This window comes from Leptospira semungkisensis (assembly GCF_004770055.1).
GTDB classification, from domain to species: Bacteria; Spirochaetota; Leptospiria; order Leptospirales; family Leptospiraceae; genus Leptospira_B; species Leptospira_B semungkisensis.
The window spans coordinates 293,765-306,076 of record NZ_RQEP01000005.1; the positions used below are offsets into that span (position 1 = coordinate 293,765).

The following is a 12,312-nucleotide window of genomic DNA, read 5'->3' on the forward strand; positions in this document are numbered from 1 at the left end:
TTTCAGAGACTCCTTTTTAGCTCTTTTTTTTGTCGAAACCCTCGGTCGGTTCGGTTTTCTGGTCCCCATGAGCGCACCTGAAATCGTACCAATCGGTCAACTTCCCCCATTAGGAGTTGTCCCTAAGAAAATGCACGCACAGGTCATCCGACCAGAGCGTTTCGGCGATCCAATCAAATCCATCCAAGCGGAAGAAATCGACGTACCTGAAATTGCACCTGACGAAGTACTCGTCGCGGTCATGGCAGCGGGAATTAATTATAATAACGTATGGGCCGGTCTGGGCTTTCCAGTCGATGTGATCGGAGCTAGAAATAAGAAAGGCGAACCGGAAAAGTTCCATATCGGTGGATCCGATGCTTCCGGGATCGTATACAAAGTAGGTTCCGAAGTTAAGAACGTAAAAGTAGGAGACGAAGTCGTCCTACATTGCGGGATCTGGGACAAGAAAGATCCTTGGGTCAAAGAAGGAAAAGATCCTATGTTTGCACCTTCTCAATTGATTTGGGCATACGAGACTAACTGGGGATCTTTTGCTCAATTCTGTAAAGTGCAAGACCACCAATGTCTTCCTAAACCAAAACATCTTTCTTGGGAAGAAGCTGCCGCTTACATGCTCGTGGGCGCCACCGCATACAGAATGCTTCACCACTGGAAACCGAATGATGTAAAACCGGGAGACGTGGTACTGATTTGGGGAGGAGCCGGCGGATTAGGAGCCATGGCGATCCAAATCGTAAAAGCAGCAGGTGGAATCCCAATCGCTGTAGTATCTTCCGATGATAAGATCGACTTCTGTAAGAAACTTGGCGCTGCCGGAGTGATCAACAGAAACAACTTCAAACATTGGGGCGCTCTCACTTCGGATATCAATAAGCCTGAAGTATTTGTAGAATGGACCAAGCAAGCCCGAGAATTCGGAAAAGCAATTTGGGACATCGCAGGAAAAGGAAACAATCCTAAGATCGTATTCGAACATCCTGGTGAAACCACCATCCCAACTTCCGTATTCGTTTGCGAAACCGGAGGAATGGTTGTGATCTGCGCGGGAACCACAGGCTATAACGCAACTGTTGACTTAAGATATCTATGGATGCGCCAAAAACGTCTGCAAGGATCTCACTTCGCAAACGATGAAAACGCTGCTGGACTAAACCAACTCGTGATCGACAAGAAGGTGGATCCTGCTCTCTCTCACACATACAAGTTTGAAGAGACTGCACAAGCTCACCAATTGATGAAAGAAAACAAACACCCTGCAGGAAACATGAGTATCCTAGTAGGTGCCGATAAGCTTGGCTTAGGCAAGAAATAAGATAAGAAGAAGGATCCGAATCCTCCGAGGTTCGGGTCCTCTCTTAGTTTGCAATCTCCCTTCTCCCAATTCTCTCTTAACAAAAACCAAATCTATGAAAGCTATCCTTCTCCCTTCTTTCGGAAAAGAAAACCTCACTCTTACTGACTTACCCGATCCGGGAAAACCTGGACCAGGAGAAGTATTGGTCCGTTTTCGTGCGGCCTCATTGAATTTTCGAGACTACTTGGTAGTGCAAGGAAAGTACAATCCAAAATTCCCAGTGCCAATGGTTCCATGCAGCGACGGTTCCGGCGAAATAGTTGAAGTAGGAGAAGGAGTTTCCGGATTTAAATCGGGAGACAAGATCAATGCGACCTTTGCTCCCTATTGGCTGAACGGTCACGCAAACAAAAAAGAACTGAGGACTACATTAGGAGGTCCTTTGGATGGAACTCTTAGACAATATGCGATCCTTCCTGCAAGCGGAGTGGTTCCTATGCCTTCTCATTTGAGTTTTGAAGAAGCTGCCACGCTTCCTTGCGCTGGACTTACCGCTTGGTCTTCTTTTTTCGTAGAGAACCGTCTTCAAAAAGGAGAATCCGTAGTAATACAAGGAACCGGAGGAGTCTCCCTATTTGCATTGCAATTTGCGAAGAAGGTAGGAGCCACCGTGTATCTAACCTCTTCTTCTGACGAGAAACTAGAGAGAGGAAGAGATCTGGGCGCGGATCATCTCATTAATTATAGAAACGTAATAGAATGGGGAGAAAAGGTCAGAGAGCTCACCGGTGGAGAAGGCGCCGATCATATCGTAGAGGTCGGAGGAGCCGGAACCTTGGAGCAATCCATTAAGGCAGTAAAACTATTCGGCACAATCCATCTCATCGGGATCTTAGCGGGAGCGATCAAGGATTTGAACCTTCTACCTTTGGTCATGAACCAGATCAAAGTCCAAGGGATAGTGGTCGGTCACAGAGAAGGTTTCCTTGCTATGAACAAAGCGATAGAAGAATGGAAACTGAAACCAGTAGTAGATAAGGTCTACGAACTTTCCGAATTCAAAGATGCATTAGAGTATCTCAAAGATGGAAAACACTTCGGAAAGATTGTAGTTCGTATTCCTTAAACTACTCTTCGATTTTCAATCGGGAGAATCCATTCTCCCGACTTTATCTGAGATCAAGCCACAGAAACTGTAGGTCTTGCCTTCTCTCCTTTAGAAGAACGATATAAATAATCCTTCTCCTTATACGCCATAAATCTTCCGAAACCGGGCTCTTGCCCAACTTCAGGAAGAACGATCCCATTCTCAACGGCGACCTTGCCGTTGATTAGAACAGCACGGATCGCTTCTTCGTTCCTACGAACCAAACGGACTAACCCTCCGAACTCTTGCATCGGAGATTCTTGGATCTGTTCAATCTTATCGTTTAGACCCTTGGGATCCAGAAGAACGATGTCTGCCTGAGCTCCTACTTTTAGTTTTCCTGTATCTAAACCGAACCAATCTGCAATCTCTCCGGTAACTCTCCAAACCGCCTTTTCAGAAGAAAGGAAAGGCTTTCCTTCCAATTCTGCATCACGAACCAGTTTCAAGAAACGAAGAGGAAAATTGTAATGGGCCATTCCCCGCAAATGAGCTCCGGCATCGGAGAAACCGATCAAAACATCCGGATGGCTTACAATATATTTCAGCGGGCCTTTTCGATCATTCCCGATCACAGTGTACCAACGAATATCATTTCCGAACTCTGCACAAAGATCCAAGAAAGTATCTACCACATGTTGCTTTCTCTCTTTCGCTAATTCGGAGAAGGATCTACCAACTAGCTTTTGATCAGGGCATTCCACGATCTTAGATTGATTGAAGTCTCTATGAAAAACTCTAGGAAGGAACCAATTCGTCCATTGACGACGGAACCATTTTCTATAACCGCTATCCATCAGAAGTTTTCTGCGCTCAGCAAGATCCATTAGATGAATTGCAGCAGTCCCAGCTCCAAATTCTTCAAAGACAACCACATCTACTCCATCTGCGTATAGATCGAATACTGCGGGAACCGCCTGCAATCGAACATCTCCTCCTAAAATCGTATTTACGATCCGAGTGAGAATAGCGACTAGTTTGTAAATTCCTCGATTGGATCTTGGATCCATAAGAGAAATGATCGTTGTCTTTAACTTCTTCTGAAAGATCCCAACGCTTTCCTTAAAAAATAGAAGAACATTATATTTTGTGGATACATTCGGAACTCCCTGAAAGATCCGATTTTCTTTTCTTACGATCCGATTCAAACGACTGATCTCGGACCATTTTGCAAAAGTAGAAGGAAGAGGCTTACTTCTGAATCGAGTGCCGTCCATCTTGTCCCAAGTAAGAGTATTGATAGAAAGTCCCAAGTAACCACAATCGATTGCTTCTTGCAGAAGCTTTTCCATTTGTAGCATCTCTTGTTCAGTCGGTCTTACATTATGAGAAAGAGATCTTTCCAATCCCATAGAGTACGCGCGAATCGCAGAATGTCCCAAGAAGGTGGATACATTTGGTCCCAATGGCAAAGAGTTTAGATGATCCGCATATTCCTTCATCGAATTCCATTCTTTCTTCTTTTGCAATAGAGGAAGGACCTGTTCTCTTGGAATCGCTTCTACTCGGCTGAACATATCCGCCAAATCTTCCGAAGAACCGATGCATAGACTGAGGGAACAACTTCCCATCGTGATCGTAGTCACGCCGTGCATTACAGATTCTTTCAGACCTGGAGAAGCCTCCACTTCCGCATCATAGTGAGTATGAAAATCGATAAAACCTGGAGTGACCCAAAGCCCCTTTGCATCATAGACTTTCTTTGCCTCCCCGGAAATGGATGCAGAGATCTCCGTGATCTTTCCATCAAGCACCGCAACATCCCCAATAAAGGAAGAATTCCCTTCTCCATCAAAGATCCTGCCATTACGAATGAGTACGTCGTATTTCATCTGAGTTGATTCTCCTCTTCTATTCTATCTTTAAGAGAATCGTTAGCAAAGTCCGTAATTGGACCTCGTCAATCTTTTTCAAGTTTTCTGAATATAGATGAACAATTGTTTACCCAAATAGGTTCAAATCGACTTAGGTTAACGCAGCATATAGATCTTCTTCGCTTTGATTTGTTTCATATTCCCAAATTCAATTTGGATCCTTTCCACTCCTCCAAAAGGCATTCTGCAGGCGGTTTCTAATGAGACATAATCTTCCCATTGGCAACGGCAGTAAAATCCTAGGCAAAAACACGTTAGTTACCCATTGGATCCGAAATCGAGGGTTAGAGAAATTCCATGGTCATATCTAGCGGTTTAAATAAACGTACGTTATTAATAAATAATGATTTCATATCAAACGTTATGTTAAGAAGGTTTTTTTCGAACGTTTTCAGTTGACAGTCTGGCGAGTGGAATTATAGTTCAAAAGCTCGGTTCTGTACCGAGCGATACATAGAAAAAAGCGAATAAGACCAAAGCGAAATCTCAGTTTAGAGAACATAGACAATAAGAGAATAGTGAAGAGGTAAACTCAAATGCGTAAATTAGGACTAGCAGTATTGCTCCTATTTATTTGTGGCGGCTCGTTGTTCGCATCCGGCGGAGGATCTTCGTCCAAACCGTTGGCTGGATCTTATCCGATTATCCTTTCCCATGGCCTTTTTGGTTGGGGAACTGATTCTTCCGGAATTATCAGTATCGTTAACTACTGGGGCGGTATGGATTCATACCTTACGTCTCAAGGAGCTACCGTATACGCTCCTACCAAGACTGCTGCTCAATCCAATGAGACCAGAGGTACTGAATTAAACTCCAAAGTACTCGTTTATATGGCTGCAAATGGCTTCAGCAAGGTGCATATCCTTGGCCACTCTCAAGGTGGATTGGATAGCCGCTATGCAATCACCAACTTGGGACTTTCTTCAAAAGTTTCCACTTTGACCACCCTAAACACTCCACACAGAGGATCCCCAATTGCAGACATCGTAAACACTGTCCTGCCTGATTGGATCAAACCTTTTGTGAATGCGATCTTAGGCGTAGTGGTACAATTAGTATATGGCGGAGGAAACCAAAACGCTCTTGGAGCACTTGGATCCTTGACTACCAGCGGAACTGCAGCTTTCAATACTCGCACTCCAAACGTAGCAGCAGTTAAATACTATTCTTATGGATCTTATATCACTGTTCCAGACCTGATCCAACACCCTCTTATGGGAATCCTCCAACCAGCTTGCGCTGCAGGTGGATTGTTCAACGGACAAGGAGCAACCTGCGACGGACTCGTTCCTTATTCTTCCCTTCAGTGGGGAACTTTCAAAGGCGGGCCTGACTATGGTATTCTTACCACTGGAGTGGACCACTTAGAAGCATCTAACACATTGAACTCTGGAAAACCTTGGTATGATGTGGAAGGTTACTTCCTTAAAATGGCTCAGAACGCGAAAGCAAATCAGTAATCGCTTTCTTTGCCGAGAAAAAGCCGGGATGAAACCCGGCTTTTTTTATGCCTTCTCAACGTTTCCGTTTTTGATTTTCTACTTGGTATTTTCGGATCTTAGATCCAGTATCCTTCCCTATGACATCTTTCTCTAAGATCGCAATTTTAGGCGCAGGCAGCATCGGAACTTTTATAGGAGCACATTTAGTCCAAGCAGGTCATTCCGTAGTTTTTGTAGGAAGAGAAAGAGGCAAACAAGAGAGCCAATTATTCGGCTTGGGCATCAGTGATTATACTGGAAATTTCTTTTCTCTCTCTCCGAGCCAAGTTCGCTATGTTACCGATCTAAAAGATGCGCGAGACGCAGACCTTTTTTTTATCACAGTAAAGAGCAAAGATACCTTGGATGCAGGAAAATCCATTCGTAACCTTCTCTCTCCTGAAGAACTTGCAAAAATCGTAATAGTTAGTTTTCAGAACGGAATAAGGAATGCAAAGGAATTGGCAACCGCATTGCCAGAACTGAAGGAAAGGATACTGGCAGGAATGGTTCCGTTCAATGTAGTTGCAAAGGGTAAGGGTCAATTCCACCGAGGAACAAGTGGTGAGCTCGTAGTAGAGTCAAACTCCTACGGAAAAGAAGTGGTGCGTATTTTGAAAAACGCAGGGCTTGCGGCAATGGAACATCCGAATATAGAAGGAGTTCTTTGGGGAAAATTACTCATCAACCTAAACAATAGCTTGAACGCTCTTGCTGGCGTTCCGTTAAGAGAAGAACTTTCGCAGAGAGGATATCGCAGGATCTTATCTAAAATGATCTCCGAGGGAATGGAGATATTAGAGCTTTCCGGGATCAAACCCGCAAGAGCAGGAAAGATGATCCCTCAATTAGCTCCCTTGATCTTAAAATTGCCAGACTTTCTGTTTTTTACCGTAGCCTCTAGCATGGTAAAGATAGATCCGGAAGCAAGATCATCTATGTGGGAAGACTTACATTATGGACGTAAAACTGAGATTGCATATTTGAATGGAGAGATCTTGCGTTTAGCGGACGAGATAGGCCATAAGGCTCCGATCAATCACAAGATTGTTTCATTGATCGGAGAAGCGGAAAGCGATTCCAGAAAATCGAAATACGATGCGGAAACGCTTTCCAATCTATTAGGAATTACTTAAGTTCTTAGCTCTCCGTATCGGAAGGAGGAGGAGGATTAGATGCTGTAGCATCTTCTGATTTTCCTTTTCCGAAGATGAACTTTTTAACGGCATAAAATAAACCAATCAAAGCTACGATGATGATCTTAGCTCCCTTTACAAGAAAGCCTCCGATAAGTGCAAGTAGACCCGCTTTTTTCAGCAAGCCTCCGGCAATCAACCCTCCAATTCCGTAAGCAGCCAAACTATCAACCTTAGAATCGTAGTCCGCATAACGGTTTCCTTCGGTGAATTCCACACTTTCCAGAATCTTGCCCACATCGCTTTCTACTTTTTTCAGTATGGGAATGTCTCCGAGAGCGTTCAGTAATAGATAACCTTTCCTACCCAAGATCCGAATATTATAATTGAGTGTGTTCGCAGCAGTCCCATCGAATTTATATTCTTTGGCCCAATGCAGTTTTTTAGCGGTAGAATCATAATACGGAGAAGAAGCCCAACCGACTAATTCCAGTCCTGGATATCCATCTTTCTTTCTCTGTTCACTTTCTTCTTTAGTGGAGTCCTTTAGTTGGGATAATAATTCATCGTATTTAATTTCTTTAGAGTCTTCATCATCCACATGCCCTTCCTCCACATAGTCGATTGTAATGACATAGTTTCCCAGATCCAAAGGAGAGTCAGTTGCGATAAATAAGATCCCTAATCCAGGTTCACTGTTAGGTGGATTTCCCCAAACATCTTCCAAAACGATCTTGCTATCTTTTGCGTTCAGATACTTGTACCCTTTCGGCACTTTGATATTGGCGATCACTTTTCCCTCTTTGTCTGCAAGAGGAACCGTATTGGTTTCATACTTTAAGGAGTGAATCCATTTTACTAAGTCCTCATCTGTTGCAAATTTTTGTGCAGATGCAGGACCGCTCCATAAGAAGATTCCAACAACCAAATAGACTACAATTCTACGAATCATATTTTTATCTCCGAGCTTGAAGTTCGAGCAGCGGTACTATGTTGATTCGAATTAAATCTGGACAACCAATAATATGAACTTTGGAAAAAATAAATTGAAAAGAACGATTGTTATACGATCTATATCAATTGGGTTTCGCGCTGAACAATCCGATATCTTTTCGAACGTGTTTAGATTCCCATTCGGAAAGGCTGATCCCCTCTTCTTGCGCCTTTCTTTCTCTATAAGAATTTACTAATTTGAATGTAAGAGGATATCCGGCGATTCCCAATGGGATCCCGAATGCAAAACCACCCACAAACATTGGAAGTCCCATCTTGTCCAAGAGAAAGATACTCCAATGATAGAAGCCTGAAATGAGATCCATAGACTCCGATTGATTTGATATGGAAAGCAAAGTATCGAAACTGATTTCTTGGAAAGGAATATTGAATAAGAAGAGTATATTCTTTCCGATCCAATAGAAAAGATAATAGAAGAATGGAACAGTCGCCGCATTCGTAATCCAGATCATTGCGATTGCGATCGGAAGATAGAATCGAATTCCAACAACTCTAAGCAGGACCCAAGTTCCTAATCCCAGATACATTTGAACTCCTACAAGAGGAGTCATTGCCCAGATCAATCCGATCGTGGTGCCTAAACATAATTCGTGAATGGGAGCATGCGATTCTTGGAATGGTAGAATGATCTGTTTATGTATTATTCTGCCGATGGATCTTAGAAAATTCATTAAGAGATGTTCCTGTCTTATTTAGAACGGGCTGCTTTCGCATATTGTTCCCAAGACTTGGAGTATTTCTCCATAGCAGGAAATAATTCGAAGGCCTTTTTTGCGGATTCAGCTGCGGCCTTAGGATTTTTTTCGAAATCATTTTGTAATTTTGCGAGAAGATAATATGTTTCTGCTTTGAGGATCAAGTCTCTGTACTCGGTATCTATTCCCTTCTTCAAATAAGAAATCGAAGAAGCCTTATCTCGATTCAATAGATAGACCAAACCCATTCCGTAATAAGCTGAACCTTCTTCTTTGATCGAAATGGATTTAGAATACCAATCCAAGGCTTCCTTTCTAATATCTTGAGATAAGAAAAGATTTCCGAGATCAGTCATGAGCATAGAAGTGTATTCTCGATCCTTGGATGCTTCGGCAACTGCGAGAGCCTTCTTAAAACTAGACTCAGCCTTTTCATATTCTTTCCGATGATTTCTGATCTGAGCAATCCCTCTCAAACAATCTATCGAGATAGGATTCTCCTTTAAGCAAAGCTTATATTCCTTCTCCGCACCAGGATCATCCTTGCGAAGATATGCCATCCAACCCCTAAGATAATGGATCTGATCTGTCTTTCCAGTCTTGAGTAATTTGCTCTTTGCCTTCTCTACGGATTCAGAAATATGACCCGAGTCCAAGAGATCTCGAATTTCTAAAATAGAAGGATCTTCCTTACTTCCCTCGCAAGAGAAGAAGAAGGCAACAAGTCCAGTAACTTGAATTAGTAGGATTGCATTTGGATTTGTAAGAAGATTAAATCTCATTCTAATTGACGTGGGAACTTTTTCATCCTGGTTAAGAATGCCTGCCTGGCAAACAGGAATTTCAGGCTTTTACTTCCAGACCTGCAAAATACGCCAATTTTTCCGAAAAAAGCACTGGAGTTGCGTTTTTTTAGACGATTTTTATCCTTCTAATCCTCTTTAAGCTTTCTGAAACAAGAATAAGTTTTGCCTCATTCTTCAGGAACCTAAGCAAAAAATACACACTCGAATGTGGGAATAATAATCTTGGAAATTATTATTTTCCAAATTTCTGATACGAAAACACTTGTTAGTCGGAGAACGATTGACGAGAGAATCTAACTCAATGGAGGATGGTTCCTAACCTTCCTGCCTAATGCACATATCGAAGTATTTATTTTTCTTATTAGGGCCTATCGGTTTTTTGATCTTTCTTTTGTCCCTCACTCCCTGGCATAAGGAAGAAAATCTTCGTGCCTATCATGGAGTGATCGACCTAAGAGGGATTCAGGACGGTTCTTCTGGTCCAGTGGATCTTTCCGGAGAATGGGAATTCTTTTGGAGCCAAGAGCCAGGTAAGATCTTGGAATCCTTCCGAGGCACTATGACTGTTCCTGGATCTTGGAATAGAGAAACTGAATTACATCCTTCCTATGATCGATTCGGCTACGCAACCTATCGTTTAAAGATCCTGATGCCGGATGTATGGGTTGGCAAAGTGCTGACCTTTAGCTTCGGTACCGTTTGGAGTTCTTACAGACTCTATATGGACGGGCAAATTTTGGGAGAGTCCGGAATTCCTTCTAGCAATCCGGAAACTAGTCTACCCAGAGTACAGCCCCGCTCCTTCTCCTTTATTCCAAGTTCCAATCAAACTCAAATTGAGATCTTTGTTGCGAATACCTATGCAAGACAAGGAGGCATCAGCGCTCCTATTAAATTAGGTCCTTCTGAAGTGATGCTATCGACCCGCACGAGAGCGATGTTCATAGATATTTTCGCCTTCTCCAGCTTGGTGATCATGGGTCTTTATCATATCTCTTTGTATTTGTATCTTAGATCTAGCAAGGCACCTTTGTACTTTGGCATCATGAGTATGGCCATCGGAGTTCGTACCTTGGTCACGAATACGAGACTTCTTATGGAGTTCTTTCCTTCCGTTCCTCAGAGCGGTGTTCAGATCATTGAACAGATCTCAATGATGGTTGCCGTTGCCTTATATCTTCTTTTTTTCTTGGAGACGTTTACTGCCTACGTTTCTCGGTCCTTCGTGAAAATTTCCTTAGGAATCATTTCTATATTCATCGCAATTACTCTGTTCAGTTCCATAGAGTTCAATAGCAATAAGATCATGTATTTTCACATGTTCATCGGTATCACGATCGCGTATGTTCTATATGTGATCTTTCGGATCGATTTTGATCAAGAAAGCAATTCTTCTTATATTCTATACGGCTCCGGCATCCTGTTCCTGGGAGTAACGATCGACCTATTCTATACGTATGTTCTAAAAGTATCTTCTCATCAGATGTCGCATATCGCACTGGTCTTTTTCGTATTTTTACAATCCTTAGTAATTGCTTCGGATCGTTCTTCCAAATATAAGGAAGCCAAACTTCTTACAGAAGATTTACAGACCATGAACTTGGAACTTTTCGAGATGAAGGAAAAGTTGGTCCAAAAGGTTGAAGACAGAACAAGAACGTTAAACGATACTCTTCAACAGATCAATAGAGAATTGGAGATCGCCCAAAACGTTCAAAGAAAGATACTAACTCCTCCGGAAAGAGAGATCAAAGGGATTCGCTTTGATTATGTTTACAAGCCTTTAGAAAAAGTAGGCGGAGACTTCTTAGACATTTCAGAGATCAAGCCCGGTCAGGTACGTGTTCTTCTCGCAGATGCGGTAGGTCATGGAGTACAGGCCAGCTTGATGACCATGGCACTTAAAACGGAATACGAAGAGTTAAAAAAATTAGAATGTCCTACTTTCGTATTAAAAGAATTGAACGGAAGATTCTTGCGCAAGTTCGATACTTTGGAGAGTATCTTTCCTTGCTTCGTAGCGGATATCTATTTAGAAAAGAAAGAAGTCCTGTATGCCTCTGCAGGACATCCGGATCAAGTGCTTCTTTCTCCTGACGGAAAATACGAATTATTGCATAAAACCGGACCGATCCTAGGACTCTTCGATGATCTAGAAATCCAGTTCTCTACCTTTCCCTTCCCATTAGGAAGTCGTTTATTATTATTTTCTGATGGATTAATAGAGAACAGAAGAAAGGAAAATCGCTGGAGCACTGTGGAAACGATTGCCTCTAAGGCGGGAACCCTTTCCGGAGCCAGCCTTCAAAAGTTATTAGAAGAATTAGTAGTGATGGAAGAAAAATCCAGAGGAGACGAACAACGCTACGACGATATCACCATCATAGCGATCGAGTCCAGGGACCAACTTCAACTTTCCGACTCAAACCGTTTGTAGACGGCGTTTATAGTCAGCCTTCTTTTTTCAAAAGAAGAAAGGTAGCTATTCCGCAGAGAAATTCAAATCCGCTTGGCAGTAAAAGCATCGGACTCGCCATTCCTAATAAAACGAAAATAGCGATCGCAATGAACTGAAAACTTCTGGAGTGAGTAGTCAACCAAAGGAAAGGACGAAAATTCCAACTCCCCATTCGAAAATAAAAATATCCTAATATTGCTAAAGCGACTCCGACTACTCGGACCCAAACATCCTCAGCACTCAATAGGAAAAAGCTAAGAAAAAGATCCGGCACCAGGATCAGTAAAGTCCCCTCAATCAATAAGAAGACGCCGAAATATTGCACACTCTTTGCCGCGTTTATCATGCGCAAATGCATACTTCAATTTTAGATAAGGGCAATCGATTTTTACTTATTTAAATAT

10 protein-coding genes are annotated in these 12,312 nt (G+C 42.5%); 5 read left to right on the top strand and 5 right to left on the bottom strand.

What is annotated here, in order from left to right; genetic code table 11:
- Positions 1–67: 67 nt before the first annotated feature.
- Both ccrA and EHO59_RS01550 read left to right on the top strand, forming a co-directional pair.
- Positions 68–1,315: a crotonyl-CoA carboxylase/reductase gene (gene ccrA / locus EHO59_RS01545; RefSeq protein WP_135584078.1), complete on the top strand. Its 1,248-nt coding sequence runs from the start codon at positions 68–70 to the stop codon at positions 1,313–1,315.
- A gap of 94 nt (positions 1,316–1,409) precedes the next feature.
- Positions 1,410–2,423, top strand: a complete 1,014-nt coding sequence (locus EHO59_RS01550; protein ID WP_135584080.1) for a zinc-dependent alcohol dehydrogenase family protein — start codon at positions 1,410–1,412, stop codon at positions 2,421–2,423.
- Positions 2,424–2,476: 53 nt separating this feature from the next.
- Here EHO59_RS01550 and EHO59_RS01555 read toward each other — a convergent pair whose 3' ends face one another.
- The gene (locus EHO59_RS01555; protein ID WP_135584082.1) at positions 2,477–4,276 is read right to left on the bottom strand and encodes an N-acyl-D-amino-acid deacylase family protein; all 1,800 of its coding nucleotides are present in this window, start codon (positions 4,274–4,276) and stop codon (positions 2,477–2,479) included.
- A gap of 578 nt (positions 4,277–4,854) precedes the next feature.
- On the opposite strand from EHO59_RS01555, the gene EHO59_RS01560 reads away from it, so the two are divergent.
- Together EHO59_RS01560 and EHO59_RS01565 are read left to right on the top strand one after the other, a co-directional pair.
- Positions 4,855–5,778, top strand: coding sequence for an esterase/lipase family protein (locus tag EHO59_RS01560; protein ID WP_135584084.1), 924 nt, complete (start codon positions 4,855–4,857; stop codon positions 5,776–5,778).
- A 119-nt stretch (positions 5,779–5,897) separates the two neighbouring features.
- Entirely contained in the window at positions 5,898–6,935 is a 1,038-nt protein-coding gene (locus tag EHO59_RS01565; protein WP_135584086.1) for a 2-dehydropantoate 2-reductase, read from the top strand.
- 4 nt (positions 6,936–6,939) lie between these two features.
- Here the strand turns inward: EHO59_RS01565 and EHO59_RS01570 are convergent, their stop codons facing one another.
- From EHO59_RS01570 to EHO59_RS01580, 3 genes are all read right to left on the bottom strand, one after another.
- Positions 6,940–7,887 (bottom strand): DUF2167 domain-containing protein, encoded by a 948-nt coding sequence (locus EHO59_RS01570; protein ID WP_135584089.1) that lies wholly within the window; start codon positions 7,885–7,887, stop codon positions 6,940–6,942.
- Positions 7,888–8,011: 124 nt separating this feature from the next.
- Positions 8,012–8,620, bottom strand: coding sequence for a DUF2062 domain-containing protein (locus EHO59_RS01575; protein ID WP_135584091.1), 609 nt, complete (start codon positions 8,618–8,620; stop codon positions 8,012–8,014).
- Between the two features lie 17 nt (positions 8,621–8,637).
- Complete coding sequence (locus EHO59_RS01580) at positions 8,638–9,426, bottom strand: tetratricopeptide repeat protein (protein WP_135584093.1); 789 nt, start codon at positions 9,424–9,426, stop codon at positions 8,638–8,640.
- Between the two features lie 355 nt (positions 9,427–9,781).
- On the opposite strand from EHO59_RS01580, the gene EHO59_RS01585 reads away from it, so the two are divergent.
- Positions 9,782–11,887, top strand: a complete 2,106-nt coding sequence (locus EHO59_RS01585; RefSeq protein WP_135584095.1) for a SpoIIE family protein phosphatase — start codon at positions 9,782–9,784, stop codon at positions 11,885–11,887.
- A gap of 13 nt (positions 11,888–11,900) precedes the next feature.
- Here EHO59_RS01585 and EHO59_RS01590 read toward each other — a convergent pair whose 3' ends face one another.
- The gene (locus EHO59_RS01590; RefSeq protein ID WP_135584097.1) at positions 11,901–12,254 is read right to left on the bottom strand and encodes a hypothetical protein; all 354 of its coding nucleotides are present in this window, start codon (positions 12,252–12,254) and stop codon (positions 11,901–11,903) included.
- Between the last annotated feature and the right edge of the window lie 58 nt (positions 12,255–12,312).

Excerpts from the sequence above, each read along its gene's own strand:
- ccrA (WP_135584078.1), top strand. The coding sequence starts at position 68 with ATGAGCGCACCTGAAATCGTACCAATCGGTCAACTTCCCCCATTAGGA.
- EHO59_RS01550 (WP_135584080.1), top strand. The coding sequence starts at position 1,410 with ATGAAAGCTATCCTTCTCCCTTCTTTCGGAAAAGAAAACCTCACTCTT.
- EHO59_RS01555 (WP_135584082.1), bottom strand. The coding sequence starts at position 4,276 with ATGAAATACGACGTACTCATTCGTAATGGCAGGATCTTTGATGGAGAA.
- EHO59_RS01560 (WP_135584084.1), top strand. The coding sequence starts at position 4,855 with ATGCGTAAATTAGGACTAGCAGTATTGCTCCTATTTATTTGTGGCGGC.
- EHO59_RS01565 (WP_135584086.1), top strand. The coding sequence starts at position 5,898 with ATGACATCTTTCTCTAAGATCGCAATTTTAGGCGCAGGCAGCATCGGA.
- EHO59_RS01570 (WP_135584089.1), bottom strand. The coding sequence starts at position 7,887 with ATGATTCGTAGAATTGTAGTCTATTTGGTTGTTGGAATCTTCTTATGG.
- EHO59_RS01575 (WP_135584091.1), bottom strand. The coding sequence starts at position 8,620 with ATGAATTTTCTAAGATCCATCGGCAGAATAATACATAAACAGATCATT.
- EHO59_RS01580 (WP_135584093.1), bottom strand. The coding sequence starts at position 9,426 with ATGAGATTTAATCTTCTTACAAATCCAAATGCAATCCTACTAATTCAA.
- EHO59_RS01585 (WP_135584095.1), top strand. The coding sequence starts at position 9,782 with ATGCACATATCGAAGTATTTATTTTTCTTATTAGGGCCTATCGGTTTT.
- EHO59_RS01590 (WP_135584097.1), bottom strand. The coding sequence starts at position 12,254 with ATGATAAACGCGGCAAAGAGTGTGCAATATTTCGGCGTCTTCTTATTG.